Source organism: Flavobacterium sp. KH_001 (assembly GCF_057840745.1).
The window spans coordinates 1,668,597-1,685,096 of sequence record NZ_CM174520.1 but is presented as its reverse complement, the minus strand read 5'-3'; the positions used below and the strand labels follow the sequence as shown (position 1 = coordinate 1,685,096).

The window sequence follows — 16,500 nt, the reverse complement described above, 5'->3', positions numbered from 1 at the left end:
TATAGTTTAACTATAACAAAGATTGTATCTTTTACTTTTGGCAACAGCAAGGTTGGATGCACATTTGCATCATACTACAACACATCATATTGCCTCTTGCTATTGTTTTCATTTTATTTTATTTAAAATTAATTCTTTTTTTTAAACTCGACTAATTCGATAGGGTAAATGTAATAAGTATTTTTCGAATCACAAAACTAAATTTTCATATTTAACATTAAAATTTTATCATTCCCCATAATATCAATCTATTAGACGTAATTAAATTTTGACTTTGCTCCACCTTTAAACAAAAAAAACCTCTGCAGTTACGCAGAGGTTCTATATATAGGTTTGAAAATATACTACAATAGTGTCTCTGCGGAAGGTTCCGGCATCATACAAGACATATTGCAAACTGTTAATTTCATTTTTTCTTTTATTTTGATCCGGCAAATGTCTGAACTATTTTTTAATCTGCCAAACAAAAACCAAATTAATTTCTATTACCCTATCAATATAGTATGCTTATGTTAAATTTCTGCTTATAAAAATAAAAAAAGTTGAACTTTAATTTGCAAATCAAAATGGTTTTGTACTTTTGCACCCGAATACAGAGGAAAAATTTGAACTGATTGCAACCTCTTCATAATGAAACGGTTCGTTATGAATGCTGAAAGATAAATTTCGGCAGTAAAAAATGCTAAAGCAGACTTTCTCCTTTAGCCCTTTTTAAGCAATTTTTTTCCTCACTTAATTTTAATTTAATAAATTATTATGGCTTATTTATTTACGTCAGAATCTGTTAGTGAAGGGCATCCAGACAAAGTTGCAGATCAAATTTCGGATGCATTAATTGATAACTTCTTGGCATTCGATGCTGACTCAAAAGTAGCATGTGAAACTTTAGTTACAACTGGTCAGGTAATTTTGGCTGGTGAAGTAAAATCGAATACTTATCTTGATGTGCAACAAATTGCTCGTGAAGTAATCCGTAAAATTGGATATACAAAAAGCGAATACATGTTTGAAGCAAATTCTTGTGGAATTTTATCAGCAATTCACGAACAATCTGCTGATATCAATCAAGGTGTAGACAGAGCTAAGCCAGAAGAACAAGGTGCGGGTGACCAGGGAATGATGTTTGGTTACGCAACTAACGAGACTGAAAACTTCATGCCATTGGCACTTGATTTATCTCATAAATTATTACAGGAGTTAGCTATATTAAGACGTGAAAATAAAGAAATCACTTATTTACGTCCGGATGCTAAATCTCAGGTAACTTTAGAATATAGCGACGATAACAAACCAACTCGTATTGATGCGATTGTAATCTCTACTCAACACGATGATTTTGATGAAGAAGCTACAATGTTGGCTAAAATCAAAAATGATATTATCGAAATTTTGATTCCAAGAATTATCGCTAAAAATCCAGCTCACGCTCATTTATTTAATGATAAAATCAACTATCATATTAACCCAACAGGAAAATTCGTTATTGGAGGACCTCATGGAGATACTGGTTTAACAGGAAGAAAAATTATTGTTGATACTTACGGTGGAAAAGGAGCTCACGGTGGTGGTGCTTTCTCTGGAAAAGATCCAAGTAAAGTAGATAGAAGTGCTGCTTATGCTACACGTCATATCGCTAAAAACTTAGTTGCTGCAGGTGTTGCTGACGAAATCTTAGTTCAGGTTTCTTATGCAATTGGAGTTGCTGAGCCAATGGGTATTTTTATTGATACTTACGGAACTTCAAAAGTAAACTTAACAAACGGTGAAATCGCTAAAAAAGTAGAAGCTATCTTTGATATGCGTCCTTACTTTATCGAGCAACGTTTGAAATTAAGAAATCCTATCTATAGCGAAACTGCTGCTTACGGACACATGGGACGTAAACCAGAAGTAGTAACTAAAACTTTTTCTGCTCCGGGAGGACATTCGAAAACAGTTACTGTTGAATTATTTACCTGGGAAAAACTTGATTTTGTTGACAAAGTAAAATCTGCTTTTGGATTGTAATTAATCTGAAACTTTACATACAAAAAGAGGCTGTCTATTTATTTAGACAGCCTCTTTTTTTTGATTCAGAATACTTTATTAATATGTTCCGTCTTGCATCTTTGCTAACGTCACACGTATTTCATCTGCTGTTTCCACTTCTACCTCAGCACTTAAATATTTCACAGCTAATGTTTGAGTTTCGACTGCTTTTTGTTTTTGTCCGTCTTTATAATACAATTGCGCTAACGTATCCAAATAATAAGGATTGTTCTTAGTTACCGCCAAACTATATTCAGACCAACTGATTGCAGATTTTAAAAAATTAGCATTACCAGGTTTTAAAACTACTGTCCATGCAGCTTCATTACATAAGTTGGAATGATATTCCTTAAAAGCATTCCATCCATTATAAGAGTAATCAGAAATTGGGTCTAAAGTCGCATACATTTCATCTAATCGTTCAATCGCACTTCCTTTATCAGTTGCTAAATTGGCATTGTAATAACTGCTAAACTCTTTTAAATAACTTGTATTGGAGCCGTCCTTATCTTCTACTTCACCTAAATAAGCAAAATAGTTTCGATAACATTCAAAATTTCCTTTTCCGGCAGCAATTAGTTTTTTATAAACTGAAATTGTTTTGTCTTTATTTGCTTCTCCAGACACTCCATCAGCTTCCATATAGGTATTTTGCTGTAATGCCGAAGTAATCTCAGCAATCACATTACCTACTAAATGCTTTTCTCCTTCTTTTTCATTAAAAACTACTCTTTCAGTTTCTATAGCATCAGCATGTTTTATCAAATAATCAATGGATAGAAAATCAGTATCATTCAATACTTTATCTTCATTGAAAAATTGCTTGTAAAACCCTTGATTTTTAATTTCTTTCAGAATTGTTTCTACCAGATACATATTTGGTTTTGCATCTTTTTGATGCGCTTCAATTACTTTTTTCCAGTTCTGAGAAACTGTTTTTTTATCCAGTGCCACTTTTACAAGCTTAAAATCTTCAGGATTCTCCGTACTTGTTTCAGCATAATCATAATCGTAAGGCATTTCAAGAACAGCAGCTTTATTAAAAGCTTTAATCAAGTCAGCATCCGTAGCTTTTTTATTTTTAATTACTTTATCAAAAGAAAGTAAAACATTTACTCGCTGCGCTTTTTTATAAAATCCGTCATAATAATTAAATTGAGCTTGTTTTTCAGTCAACTTCGATTTTGAAGTTGCTAAAATATCTCCGTTTTCATTTAATACAATTATGTTTGGATTATCTGTTATTTTATTGGTTTTCAACCATTTTTTATCTTCGGCGGAAGCCAAATAATAATTAAAAAGATCATATTCAGCATTATATCCATCATACATAGTATATCCAAGCTGCGCTTCCTGATCTTTTATGAAAGTATCAAAATCAGCTTTCGCCGCCGGATTTTTACTATCAACATACACAACCAAAAGTTTATTTTTTGTTGATGAGATAGCGTTTTTTAAACTACTCTCTATCTTAAACTTAAAATCAAATTTAGTTGAAGCATAGGACTCCACAGCAACCGCGTTACTATCAACTGCAACATTTTCTGTCCCAAAATCATCACTTATCAATGGTTCTTTTCCCGGATAAGTCCAGTTTGAAATAGTCTGGCTTTCCACGGGAATAACTTTTGAAACTGCAGCTTGTGGTAGCTCTTTTTCATTTATGAAAACTAATGGATTCTTTCCTTTTTGCTCAGAAATTCTCAACTCATTTGTTTTTTGATCAAAAAAACCGGAAATATTTAAATCGTTTACAGCGGCCAATTGATAATTAATAGTCACTTCAGAAACATCTTTTGGTAAGCCAAATTTTGACAATTTACTTTCACCATTGTAGTCTTCATAAACCAAATACAAATAATCTGCTTTATCTATTTCAAACTCTAGATTGGCCTGGATCCATTCCGGATCAACTTTAGTTCTGATATCCGTTATTTTTTGATACTGAACGGGACCATTTGAATTTTGTGTTCCGATGTAGAACGAATAATAGGAAGGTTCTAAAAACTTAATTTTAATTTTTTGCGCTTTTTTATCAGTTGCAAAAGCAACATCAAAAGTATTTTCCGACTTTAACTTCTGTGTAAATAAAAGTGAATCGCCTTTGATTTCATACTCTCCGGAATAAAAAACCAGTTCGTATTTATTATCTTCTAATAAATTTAATTTAATTTTTTCTCCTTTATTTGCAGAAAGATAAGTTCCTTTCTGAATGCCTTTTGTTTGAGAAAAAGAAAAAAATGTCACACAAAAAAGCAAAAAGAAACTCCATTTAAAACTACGCATATTTAAAATTTTTGGCTGTTAATATCATGCGTAAAGATATTGCATTTCTGATTAAACAAATCACAAAAAAGCAGTATTTGTACTTAAAATACTATAAATTATATTTCATTGAAAAGATGATATAACGGGGTTGTACTGTATATTGCGAAACACGTGTGGAGAACTGTGAGAAGCTGTCATCGTTCAGATATTTAGTATTTAATAAGTTGGTCGCCGAAACTTTATACTCCCATTTACTGTCTTTTTTCTGATAAATCAAACTAGCACTTAAAAAATCATATTCGTTATCAACCGTTTTATCCGAATTATAATAATGGTAAAACTCATACTCCGAAACAAACGAGAAGCTATTCCAGAAATAATAATCCAATCGTGCAAAAGGCTTATCAGTATAATAAGTTGACCCACTATATTGGTTGATTAATGCATTGTAACCGACTTCTAAATTCGGAAAGTTTTTATAGTTTGTCGAAGCTCTAACGGTATAACTTTGAGTAAAACTTTCTGTAGTAGCCAATATATTATTCTGAATATTATTGAATTTCGACCAGTTGAAACTTGCAACTGCTGATACTTTGTAATTTTTTAAAAAAGAGCGTCCATAACTTCCCATTCCTGAAAAGGTTTCATCGGCCAAATTGGAATTATATGGCATTGAAGATTGATTAATTCCATCAAAATCAGCTTTGGTTTTAATAGCGTCTACTTTTTTGGTGTAGGTTGCATTGGCAAAAATATTTTCAAAATTGAACATATTATATTTAAAGTAGCGCAACGAATGCACTTGTGAAGTAGCATTTTCTAAAAATCGATTTCCTCTAAACAAACTGCTGTAATCGGATAAAACATACCCTGCTGCCAACTGATTAATATCTGTAAAATCATTTGACAAAGAGAAATTATAAGTCAGCGTTTCTGATTTTTTGATTTGATATAAGGCAAAAAAATCAGGCAATACTTTTATAAAGTTTTGAGAATAATCTGTTCCCAATTGTGTGTTGGTCATGGAATAGGAATGTAAACTAACTCCCGGCGTCAATGTAAATTTCCCTGACAAGATCTTATAGTGAAAACCTAAAAAAGTATCATTAAAATTATACTTTACCTGATTATTATTTTGAGAATCATTTAAATCATTTCGATCACCATTATCCAGCATCTGAAAAATATGAGAGTTGAAATCCTGATACGAATAGGTATTTCCTAAAGTAATATTGATGTTACTTTTTGGCGTCACCATATAATAGTAATCCAGCTTAGCATCAAGCTTGTTTGTTTTCACAAAACGATCCTGATTCAAATCATTTCGTTGCTGACCTGTAATATATCCAGACAAATCAAAAGGCTGTGAACGTAAATTGGCATTATAAAACGGGTTTTCGTCCTGATATAAATGCTGCATTTCAAAAGCAAAAATATTTTTATCGCTTTGTGTATAATACAAACTCAAATTCTGATTTATCGATGTTGGATTTTGCTTTTTATTTGTCAAAATGGTTTCAACAGAAGAAATATCATTTACCACTGATTCACGCAACAAATCTGTATCTTCATCTTGTTTTGATAATTTCGTTAAGATATCATAATCAAACTGAAACTTGTCATTGGGCTTATAAGTTGAACTCAATTTAAAAAGACCCAAATTATTCTTTTGATGCGTTAATTCATCTCTTTTTTGCTGATCTCCGGAGTCTAAAATCGTAGTCTGAGATTTGGTTTCTAAATCTGTTTTTGATTCGGAAAGTATTCCGAAACCACTAATATTCCAAGCTTTTGTAACGGAATAAGCAAAATTGGTTGCGCCAAACTTCGTTTCTATTTCCTTAGCCCGATTGTTTCTTAAAATAGAAATTCCTAAATCATTTGATGAAACATTAAAATTGCTTCCACCCTTTTTCATCATATTTTTAAATCCGCCTGTGAACTTAAAATAATCCTGAGCGGTCAGGGGCAATTCGCCAATATTATTAAAATTGGTAATTAAATTAATGGAGTATTTTGGACTGTAATAAAACAATTTCGGATTGATAATATAACGGCTATCTAGTTCTGCAACCCCAATTCCTGCCGTTGCATCACCAAACCAAAAGTTCTTTTTACCTTCTTTCAGTTTAATATTCATGGCCACATTATCCTGATCATTTTCTAGACCTTTTAAAGCACCAACTTCATTGTAATTTCTCAAAACCTGAATTTTATCGATAGCATCGGCAGGAATATTTTTAACACCCAGTTTAGTATCACCATCAAAGAAATCTTTTCCTTCAACCATTAATTTACTGACTTTTTTTCCTTCAACTTCAATTTCTCCATCGGCATTTACCTCAACTCCGGGTAATTTTTTCAATACATCTTCCAGCTTTTTTTCTGTTCCTGATTTAAAAGAATCTGCATTATACACAATCGTATCTCCTTTTATTGAAACGGGCATTTCGCGAACAATTTCAACACCTTCAAGTTCAATTCCAGAGCCATCCATGACAATATTCTGGACTATATTTTCAGTGTTGGTTGAGATTGAAATTTCTTTAGATTTCATTCCAAGATAACTTACTTTAACCGTGTAAACAGTATTTGGTTTTAAAGTAAGCTGAAATTTTCCTTTATCGTTGGTAATTCCGTAGGAGTCCATTGCTTTTGTTCCATTGTTAACCGCCATAATATTGGCCATTTCCAAAGGGTTTTTCTGTTCGTCCTGAATAAAACCATCAAAACGTACCGTTTGAGCAAAGGATATAGACGTCATTAATAAAATAACGGAGAGAAGTATATTTTTCATAAGGAAAATCTAAAGATGATTTGCTTAATTATCGTCTGATCATTGTTGGACCAGCACCAGGACCACCTTCGCGACCACGGTTCATTTCTCTAAATTCTTCCATTTTTTTAATTACAGTTTCATCGTAATCTTTCTGAGAAATCACTTTACCTTTTGTAGGTGCTTTTATTTCGACTTTGTCTTTAGCATTTAAAACAATCTTCGAACATAAAATGGTAGTTCTTCCATCGTTCACCTCTAAAATCAAACCCGGTAAACCCCAATAGCTTTCAGGACCTTGATTCACCGGAATTTCCGGAGAATACCACGCCGTTATAATAATCTCTTTTGGAATTTCAAAATTGTCTGCAAAATTAGTTTTTGTTTCTCCTGAAGTTTTCTTGGTATCCTCTTTTTTATCTTCAGCCTTTTTTTCGTTATCATTTTTAGGTCTGAAATTTCTAAAATCGGTTTTACTTGCTTCTTTTACAGCTGTTGCTTTATAACAAGTGTAACCACCAATTTGTTTGGTCTCCGATTCCATTTTCCAATTTAATTTTGGAAGAGAATCTATAACCAGAAACTCTTTTCCCATAAATTCTTTATCAACCGTATATGATTTGCTCTTCACATCTTTATAAAAAGTGCCTCCACCACCCATAAAAGAGTTCATCATAATACGCATTCCTCCACCTTGTTGCCCCGGAGTTTCTAACTTTTCTTCTTCTTTGTAAATGGAGGCCGATTTATCGAAATTTAAAATAAAGGTTTTCTCCAGCATTTTTTTCATGCGCTCCTCCATGTTTTTCTGCATTTCAGGAGTAATATCCCTATTAGCACGCATTCCGTCCATTTTAGGAGCCTGCGTTTTTGACTCGTAAACAGCCATTCCCTGAAAGTCCTTTTGCGCACGCATTTGAGTAAATACGAGCATTAAAGACATATATATAAATATTTTTTTCATTTCATTATTCTTTTAAATTGAGTTCATTATAAGAACTTACTTTCAAATGTATTACTAATTTTAAAATACTAAAAATTAAATATATCAATACGTATAACCTATCGACGAAATCAGCTGTTAATTAGATTGTTGTAATTATGAAAGGTTTAAAGACTAAATCAAACTAAAAATGCTATTTACTCTATTTCATACTATACTTTTTTGTAATTTGGCTTCTTTGAAACCCATTTCTTATGAACAAGACTGTGCGCAAAATTTTAATACTACTTTTTATCGCTTGTTCATTTTCTACTGTTTCTGCGCAAAATCAAAAAATAAAGGCTTCTTTAATTTCCAGCTTTACAGCTGATATTGATGACTTTCTAGGTTATGATTCCTTTGGTTTTTCTTACCACATTAAAAATAATATCTTTAAAAAATTTAAAGGGAATGAGATCTTTGAATACAAAAATGTTTCATTGGGAAATATTACCAAAGTCGACATTCTTAATCCTCTTAAAATAGTGTTATTCTATGAAGATTTTAATACCGTTGTTTTACTGGATAATCAATTAAATAAAATGACGGAAATCAATTTTTCTCAAAACAGCACACCTATTGTTGTACCGGCGATTGGTATGTCAACTCAAAATCAGCTATGGATTTTCAATACCTTAAATCAGCAAATTGGCCTTTTTGATTATTTAAAAAATGAATACAAAACAGTTTCCACCCCTTTAACAGATGGTATAAAGTATTATCAGACTGATTTTAATACCTTTTATTGGATTGATAAAAAAAACAATTTGTTTTCTTGTGATATTTTCGGAAAAACAACCGCTTTAGGAAAAGTTGCAGACTTTGATAAAATTGAAATTTTAAACGATCATCAATATATATTTAGCAAAGCTAATTTGTTGTATTTTAAAGACATTAGCAGCGTAAATTCAAACAGTATTTCTGAAATTGAAATTTTACAAAAAAGCTTTGATAAATTCTGCTACAAAGACCAAATTTTATCTATTTTTACAACTAAAGAAATCACCAATTATAAAATCGTAACACCGTAATGCACATAGCAATAGCAGGAAACATAGGCGCTGGAAAAACAACTTTGACTAAATTATTGGCTAAACATTTTAAATGGGAGCCCCATTATGAAGATGTTGTTGATAATCCGTATTTAGATGATTTTTACCACCAAATGGAGCGTTGGTCATTTAATTTGCAGATTTATTTCTTAAACAGCAGATTTCGTCAGGTGCAGCAAATTCGTGAAAGCGGAAAAAAAATCATTCAGGACAGAACGATTTATGAGGATGCTTATATTTTTGCTCCCAACTTATATTCGATGGGATTAATGACAAGTCGTGATTTCGAAAATTATACTTCCTTATTTGAATTAATGGAATCGTTAGTAAAAGCTCCCGATTTATTAATTTACCTAAGAAGCTCTATTCCAAATTTAGTGGGGCAAATTCACAAACGCGGACGCGAATATGAAAACTCAATTTCTATTGATTATTTAAGCCGATTGAATGAAAGATATGAAGCCTGGGTTCAGACTTATACTAAAGGAAAATTACTTATTATAGATGTTGACAATATCAATTTTGTAGATAATCCAGAAGATTTAGGAAACATCATAAACCGTATTGATGCTGAATTAAACGGATTATTTTAGAAACACAAATTCCACAGATTTACACTAAATAAAAATGCCTCTAAAAATTTTTAGAGGCATTTTTATTTTCAAAACCTTTGTCAAAGTTTAAACCTTTGACAAAGGTCATCAGTCTATATTATTTCGCAGCTTCAATTTTTGCTTTTACTTCTGCTTCAGTTCCTTCGTAAACTTCGGTTGTTGTTTTTCCGTTTTCCGTTTTTGTTACGGTTCCAACGGTAACACCGTTTGTGGTAGACAAATTAACCTCAACTCTATTTTTGCTGTATTTTGTTGTATCGAAACAATCTGTTCTTTGATTAGCATATTTTCCATTTGCATCATAATGTGCTAAACATTTTGCAGTTTCTTCAGCTGTACAGCCTTTTTCTTTGCACATTTTAATACACTCCTCTTTTGTCATTCCTGATAAATCTCCGCATTTAGAAACACTACTTGCAGACATTTCCATTTTACAGCAAGATCCTTTTTCAGCCATAGTTGAAGACGAATGTCCTTCTCCTAAAATTGGAGCAATAACTAATCCAATTAAACAAGTCAATTTAATCAAAATGTTCATTGACGGTCCAGAAGTATCTTTGAATGGATCTCCAACTGTATCTCCGGTTACTGCTGCTTTGTGTGCATCAGAACCTTTGTATGTCATTTCACCATTAATCATAACTCCGGCTTCAAAAGATTTTTTAGCATTATCCCAGGCACCTCCGGCATTGTTTTGAAAAACTGCCCAAAGTACACCAGAAACCGTAACTCCAGCCATGTATCCTCCTAACATTTCAGCAATTAACTGATTGTTATCTGCATAAACTAATTTACCTAATAATACAATTGCGATAGGGAAACCAATTGTCAAAATTCCTGGTAACATCATTTCGCGTAAAGCAGCTTTAGTAGAAATTTCAACACATTTTCCGTATTCAGGTTTTCCGGTTCCTTCCATAATTCCAGGAATTTCCTTAAACTGGCGACGTACTTCATACACCATATCCATTGCAGCTTTTCCAACAGAATTCATTGCCAAAGCTGAGAATACTACCGGAATCATTCCTCCGACAAATAACATGGCTAAAACTGGTGCTTTAAAAATATTGATTCCATCAATTCCTGTAAATGTTACATAAGCGGCAAACAAAGCTAATGAAGTTAATGCTGCAGATGCAATTGCAAAACCTTTTCCTGTTGCTGCTGTAGTGTTTCCTACTGAATCTAAAATATCTGTTCTTGTACGTACTTCTTTTGGTAATTCACTCATTTCTGCAATTCCTCCAGCATTATCTGAGATTGGTCCGAAAGCATCAATTGCTAACTGCATTGCTGTAGTCGCCATCATTGCCGAAGCTGCTAATGCAACTCCATAAAATCCTGCCAAAGCATAAGAAATCCAGATTGCCGCTGCAAATAATAAAACGGTTGGAAAAGTAGAAACCATACCTGTCGCCAAACCGGCAATTACATTTGTTCCTGCTCCTGTAGATGATTTTTGTACAATTGCCATTACTGGTTTTGTCCCTAATCCCGTATAATATTCTGTTACTGATGAAATGGCTCCACCAACTACTAATCCAACCAAAGTGGCATAAAAAACACGCATTGATGAAATATCTTTAGAACCTTCTCCAAAGAAGCTCATTTGCATTGTCTCCGGTAACATATGTTGTACTAAGAAGAAACAGGCAATTGCAGTTAAAGCAATTGAAACCCAATTTCCTATATTTAATGCTTTTTGTACTTGTGCTTCTTTGGCATTATCATCAGAGATTTTCACTAACATAGTTCCGATAATCGAAAATAAAATTCCAAAACCGGCAATTGCCATTGGAAGTAAGATTGGACCAATTCCTCCAAAAGCATCCTGAATAGAACCGCCCATATCTTTGATAACATAATTCCCTAAAACCATTGCAGCCAAAACTGTCGCCACATACGAACCAAACAAATCGGCTCCCATTCCGGCAACGTCACCCACATTATCTCCTACGTTATCTGCGATTGTAGCAGGATTACGAGGATCATCTTCTGGAATTCCGGCTTCTACCTTACCTACTAAATCAGCACCAACGTCGGCAGCTTTCGTATAAATTCCACCTCCAACTCTGGCAAACAAAGCTATTGATTCTGCACCAAGTGAAAATCCTGCCAAAGTCTCTAAAACCTTAGTCATATCCTCAGATGATGTCCAGGCTCCATTCATGAATATCTGAAAGAAAACAATAAAGAAACCTGTCAATCCTAAAACAGCAAGACCAGCAACTCCTAACCCCATTACGGTTCCGCCTCCAAAAGAAACTTTCAAAGCCTGAGGCAAACTTGTACGCGCAGCCTGCGTTGTTCTAACATTCGTTTTTGTTGCTATTTTCATTCCCATATTTCCAGCCAAAGCAGAGAAAAATGCACCAAAAATAAAAGCAACTACTATTAATATATGTGTGGTAGGAACGATGAAAGAAATTCCGGCTAATACTAAACTGGCACCAATTACAAAAAAAGTTAACAATCGATATTCAGCTTTTAAAAATGCGAGGGCTCCTTCATAAATGTGATCTGAAATTTCTTTCATTTTACCGTCTCCCGCATCTTGTTTTAAAACCCAAGTCCTTTTTATTCCCATGAAAAGTAATCCTAAAATTGCCATAACAATTGGCAAGTAAATCATAAATGCATTCATAATATAGTAATGGTTTTGGTTAATAGTCAATAAACTAACTAAAACGAATTTAAACAAAAAAGCAATACTCCTAACGGAGTATTGCTTTTTTTATAATAGAATAAGGTAAAAATTATTTAATACTAAATAATCCCTCTGGTTTGTTTTCGATATCATCAAAACGCTTAGTACACTCAGCAATAATTGCAAATGCTTCGTTTACGTCTCCCCAACCTTCAACATCTACTTGTTTATTTTCAAGATCTTTATATACCTGGAAGAAATGCTCGATTTCTTTCAATAAGTGTCCGTTAATATCAGATAAATCATTTAATGAATTCCAGATTGGATCTGAAACTGGTACGCAAATAATTTTTTCATCTGGTCCTTTATCATCTGCCATGTGGAAAACACCAATTGGCTTTACTTCTATAACACATCCAGGGAAAGTAGGTTCATTTATCAAAACCAATACATCAAGAGGATCACCGTCAAGAGCTAAAGTTTCCGGAATAAATCCGTAATCAGCCGGGTACATCATTGAAGAGAACAACATTCTGTCAAAACGCATTCTTTTGATTTCAAAATCGTACTCGTATTTATTTCTGCTTCCTCTTGGTATTTCGATTAATACATCGAAAGTCGTTAGTTTGTCTGCGGTCATTTTCGTTTTTTATTATTTCTATAAATTCGATTGCAAAAGTAACTAAAGAATCCTTTTTTACAATAAAAAACTGCATTAATCTACATACTTTTCTGTTAAATAACAAACAGTTAATATGTAATTTTTCTGTTTCGTTTATTTAAATAATAGTGCCAAAGCAAATAGGTTGCATAAGAACGATATGGACTCCATTGTTCAGCATGGATTTCCATTTCGTTTTTGTCATGAATATCCAATAATTCTTTGATTGTATTTACCACTGCAATATCACCAAGCGGAATCAAATCTGGTTCCTGAAGACAGAACATTAAGTAAATATCGATAGTCCAATTTCCAATTCCTTTTAACTTAATAAGTTCTTCCCTGACATGTTTTGCCGGTTTTGAAGCCAGACTTTCAATATCTAATTCCTTATTTAAAACTGCTTCAGCAAGGATTTTAATGTATTTTGTTTTTTGGCGACTTACACCCAAAGCTCGAAATTCTTCATCTGGCAAAATCGCCATAGTTTCAGGATTACAAGTTGTATAGGCTTTAATTTTTAAAAATGTGGCTTTCGCCGAATCAATAGAAACTTGTTGTTCGAGTATTAGCAACACCAAAGTTTCAAAACCCTGAGGACGTTTCGGAATTGGAGGTAAACCATATTTCTTAATAATTTCCTGAAATATGGGATTTTTGGTTGATAGAAAATCGATGGCTTCTTGCATTACTTTAGTTCTTAGTCTATTTCAAAATTAAATAAAAAATAATCTTTTAAAGTTGCGAAGTTTTTTTTGCTCGCAGATTCAGCAGATATAGTTCTTTAAACCGAAAATATAAAATCTTGGCAGATCAGCTTAAATCTACATAATCTGCGTGAAGTACTATTATATACAGAAAAACGCCAAGTTGCAAAGAAATAAACTTAGCGACTTGGCGTCTTTGTGGCAATAATTTTTATTTTTAGAAATAGAACCCAAAAGATCCTTTTACTGCAAATTTATTAGCATCAGGAGCATTTAAGTAACTTCCTCTCCAGGAGAAATCAATTCGAAAAACCTTAAAGATATTCCCAATTCCAGCATTGTATTCCCAATATACATTTTCCGGTGCATTATAAGGCTGATCAGAAGCATTTATAGCTCTGTTTGCAGCTGATATGGTTCCGTAAACTCCTTTTACACCAACAAATTCTCTCCAGTTTAATTTTCTCATAAATGGGATTCTGGCAAATAACCTTCCTCCAAAATCATGATTCCATTGCAGAGTAGTATACTGATCTGTTATAAATTCGTAGAAATTCAGGTTACTAAAGGTATTTTCAATTGTGAAATACGTCTGGTTACCCGGAATTACACTCATTAATCCTAACGGAATTGTTCCAAAAGTCTTACCTGTTTCTAAAATAATATTAGATCTTCCTAAAGGCCCGATTATAATAGGTTGCTTATAGTAAATCTGTATTTTTTCATAAGCAAAATCACTATTAAAAACACCTTTTAAACCATAACTAAAGTTAACAAAGAAATGACTAAACGGACTGTCGACAAGATCACGCTCTACTCCAAAACCAATAGTTTTTCGGTTTGGCATAAACTCAAATTGAATATTAGCTTCAGATTGTGTTACCGCACTTGCTACAATTCCTGCAGGATTTGAAGGGCTTGGCAAAGTGGTATAATAATCTAAACTAAAAGTAGGCGAAGCAGATTCTAAAGTTCTATAAGAAAGTCCTGCCTGCACAACAAAATTCTTCATCGGCTCCATTTCAACCGAAATGTTACTCAAATTAATGTTGGTCAGCTTTCCGTTACTTCCTGTTGTGAAAAACGCCGAAGAAGCAAAACTTCGTCCTAAAATATCATTTGTTGTGGTTAAGCTCGCACCAATTTGTTCAATGTCACGCCTGTTTCCTCCAGAAATAATAAATCGTTTTTTCTTATCAAGCATCCATTTTCCTGAAACACCATATTTGAATTTATTATCATCAAAACCATATGCGGTGTACGCTTGTATACGCCAAGGGTCATTTGGTCCAAAATAAGTTCTTCCTCCCGCTCGAATCCTTAATCCTTCGACTTCATTGTAGCCAAATGTGGAGAAAATAGGTCCAAAATCAAAATTTTTAAACTCGACATAACCACTTCCTAAAATGGAAACCAGATTGTATATTTGTTTAAATCGTTTGACAGTCTGCAAAGTATCGAGCATTTTATAAATACCCAACTCGTCTTTATTTAATTTCTCAAAGCGGTTCTCCTCCCAAAACTCGTCCGGTCTATCATACACCTCATTGTCTATATAATTGACTTCTTCTTTATAAAACTTCTCGGGTTTTTGAATATTGAATTTATGATTTCGATATAAAGTCGTTCGTTTTCCATAAACGCCTTTGGATTTTTCCTTTTTATTCAAAGCAAAATCAGACATCATATAATCGCGTGTCAACAGAAAAACAGAGTCATTTTCTACATCAAACTCCTGTTCTATATAAATATCTTTTACCCAGTTAATATTAGCGCTTTTAGTAACGCCCATATTAATTTTCTTAATAGCAAAAGTGGTATCGTTTACCCAAAAATCTCCTTTAAATGTTAATTCGTTTTTTCGTCTTGGATAAAAAACAATATTATAACACCATTTTTTATCGATATAAGCACTGTCTTTTAAGACATAATTGTAAACGTCAATTCCTGTTTTTGAAAGTGGACTTGTAAAACTTTTATCAAAAAAAGTAAGGTGATTATCGTAAATATTATAATCTGAATAAAGATCTTTTACAAAAGATAGAATCTGTTGATTTCCATTGAAACCAGAAGTTTTACTTCCGGCAATATTTTCTTTTGTTTTCTTTAATTTATTGTCACCGTATACATCATACACAGATTCATTGATGAAAATTGGCAGGTATGTTTTTCCGGTAACATCAGAAGTATCCACATGATTAAAAACAAACTCCATACCTTTGAAGAGTTTATTTTTCATGAAAGCACTGTCAATCGTGTTCATGTCAAATTCAACTTTTTCGTACTTCTGCATTTGATACTGATTGAATTGGTACAAACCGTTTTTACGTTTTCGTTCCCAAATTTTTCTCAAAATATCTAGTGCCGGGTTATTCTTTTTTGATGTTTTTCCTGTAAAAATTACAACTTCGTTTAATGCTTCAGCTTCGCTTAAAACAATTTTAAAATTATAATTAACTGCTTTTTCCAAAGGAATTTCTTTATCTGAAAATCCTGCAGAAGTAACTAACAATGCCGTGTACGTTTTTGGCGACTCTAAATAAAAACGGCCATCTTCATTTGAAACTATTCCGGTATTTGAACCCTTAAAAACAATATTAGCAAACGGAACAGGCTGATTCAATTTATCCAAAACAATTCCGCTCACTTTAGTTTGTGCAGTAGCAATATTCGCAAGCGCAAATACAAAAAACAGGCTGAGTAAAATTATTTTCTTCATCATCTGGCAAAAAAAAACTTCATCAATTAATATGACTGATGAAGTT

10 protein-coding genes are annotated in these 16,500 nt (G+C 32.9%); 3 read left to right on the top strand and 7 right to left on the bottom strand.

Annotation, left to right across the window (positions count from 1 at the left end; genetic code table 11):
- Nucleotides 1-756 precede the first annotated feature (756 nt).
- Complete coding sequence (metK, locus tag AC3ITQ_RS07415) at nucleotides 757-2,007, top strand: methionine adenosyltransferase (RefSeq protein ID WP_489237709.1); 1,251 nt, start codon at nucleotides 757-759, stop codon at nucleotides 2,005-2,007.
- A gap of 78 nt (nucleotides 2,008-2,085) precedes the next feature.
- Here metK and AC3ITQ_RS07410 read toward each other — a convergent pair whose 3' ends face one another.
- The 3 genes from AC3ITQ_RS07410 to AC3ITQ_RS07400 all read right to left on the bottom strand — a co-directional run bounded on the left by AC3ITQ_RS07410 (nucleotide 2,086) and on the right by AC3ITQ_RS07400 (nucleotide 8,036).
- Entirely contained in the window at nucleotides 2,086-4,314 is a 2,229-nt protein-coding gene (locus tag AC3ITQ_RS07410; protein ID WP_489237707.1) for a hypothetical protein, read from the bottom strand.
- Nucleotides 4,315-4,405: 91 nt separating this feature from the next.
- Nucleotides 4,406-7,093: a carboxypeptidase-like regulatory domain-containing protein gene (locus AC3ITQ_RS07405; RefSeq protein ID WP_489237705.1), complete on the bottom strand. Its 2,688-nt coding sequence runs from the start codon at nucleotides 7,091-7,093 to the stop codon at nucleotides 4,406-4,408.
- 28 nt (nucleotides 7,094-7,121) lie between these two features.
- On the bottom strand, nucleotides 7,122-8,036 hold the full coding sequence (locus AC3ITQ_RS07400; RefSeq protein ID WP_489237703.1) for a GLPGLI family protein: 915 nt from the start codon (nucleotides 8,034-8,036) through the stop codon (nucleotides 7,122-7,124).
- A 233-nt stretch (nucleotides 8,037-8,269) separates the two neighbouring features.
- On the opposite strand from AC3ITQ_RS07400, the gene AC3ITQ_RS07395 reads away from it, so the two are divergent.
- Both AC3ITQ_RS07395 and AC3ITQ_RS07390 read left to right on the top strand, forming a co-directional pair.
- On the top strand, nucleotides 8,270-9,085 hold the full coding sequence (locus AC3ITQ_RS07395) for a hypothetical protein (RefSeq protein WP_489237702.1): 816 nt from the start codon (nucleotides 8,270-8,272) through the stop codon (nucleotides 9,083-9,085).
- Nucleotides 9,085-9,699, top strand: a complete 615-nt coding sequence (locus AC3ITQ_RS07390) for a deoxynucleoside kinase (protein ID WP_026983862.1) — start codon at nucleotides 9,085-9,087, stop codon at nucleotides 9,697-9,699. Before AC3ITQ_RS07395 ends, AC3ITQ_RS07390 begins: the two co-directional genes overlap by 1 nt.
- 118 nt (nucleotides 9,700-9,817) lie before the next feature.
- On the opposite strand, the gene AC3ITQ_RS07385 is transcribed toward AC3ITQ_RS07390, so the two are convergent.
- The 4 genes from AC3ITQ_RS07385 to AC3ITQ_RS07370 form a co-directional block, all read right to left on the bottom strand.
- Nucleotides 9,818-12,364: a sodium-translocating pyrophosphatase gene (locus AC3ITQ_RS07385; protein WP_489237700.1), complete on the bottom strand. Its 2,547-nt coding sequence runs from the start codon at nucleotides 12,362-12,364 to the stop codon at nucleotides 9,818-9,820.
- Between the two features lie 112 nt (nucleotides 12,365-12,476).
- Nucleotides 12,477-13,007, bottom strand: a complete 531-nt coding sequence (locus AC3ITQ_RS07380; protein ID WP_065449271.1) for an inorganic diphosphatase — start codon at nucleotides 13,005-13,007, stop codon at nucleotides 12,477-12,479.
- Nucleotides 13,008-13,117: 110 nt separating this feature from the next.
- Complete coding sequence (locus tag AC3ITQ_RS07375; protein WP_489237697.1) at nucleotides 13,118-13,717, bottom strand: DNA-3-methyladenine glycosylase family protein; 600 nt, start codon at nucleotides 13,715-13,717, stop codon at nucleotides 13,118-13,120.
- Between the two features lie 235 nt (nucleotides 13,718-13,952).
- The gene (locus tag AC3ITQ_RS07370) at nucleotides 13,953-16,454 is read right to left on the bottom strand and encodes a DUF5686 and carboxypeptidase-like regulatory domain-containing protein (RefSeq protein ID WP_489238909.1); all 2,502 of its coding nucleotides are present in this window, start codon (nucleotides 16,452-16,454) and stop codon (nucleotides 13,953-13,955) included.
- Nucleotides 16,455-16,500 lie beyond the last annotated feature (46 nt).

Bases quoted from the DNA above. Each gene is read 5' to 3' on its own strand.
- metK (WP_489237709.1), top strand. From the start codon at position 757: ATGGCTTATTTATTTACGTCAGAATCTGTTAGTGAAGGGCATCCAGAC.
- AC3ITQ_RS07410 (WP_489237707.1), bottom strand. From the start codon at position 4,314: ATGCGTAGTTTTAAATGGAGTTTCTTTTTGCTTTTTTGTGTGACATTT.
- AC3ITQ_RS07405 (WP_489237705.1), bottom strand. From the start codon at position 7,093: ATGAAAAATATACTTCTCTCCGTTATTTTATTAATGACGTCTATATCC.
- AC3ITQ_RS07400 (WP_489237703.1), bottom strand. From the start codon at position 8,036: ATGAAAAAAATATTTATATATATGTCTTTAATGCTCGTATTTACTCAA.
- AC3ITQ_RS07395 (WP_489237702.1), top strand. From the start codon at position 8,270: ATGAACAAGACTGTGCGCAAAATTTTAATACTACTTTTTATCGCTTGT.
- AC3ITQ_RS07390 (WP_026983862.1), top strand. From the start codon at position 9,085: ATGCACATAGCAATAGCAGGAAACATAGGCGCTGGAAAAACAACTTTG.
- AC3ITQ_RS07385 (WP_489237700.1), bottom strand. From the start codon at position 12,364: ATGAATGCATTTATGATTTACTTGCCAATTGTTATGGCAATTTTAGGA.
- AC3ITQ_RS07380 (WP_065449271.1), bottom strand. From the start codon at position 13,007: ATGACCGCAGACAAACTAACGACTTTCGATGTATTAATCGAAATACCA.
- AC3ITQ_RS07375 (WP_489237697.1), bottom strand. From the start codon at position 13,717: ATGCAAGAAGCCATCGATTTTCTATCAACCAAAAATCCCATATTTCAG.
- AC3ITQ_RS07370 (WP_489238909.1), bottom strand. From the start codon at position 16,454: ATGAAGAAAATAATTTTACTCAGCCTGTTTTTTGTATTTGCGCTTGCG.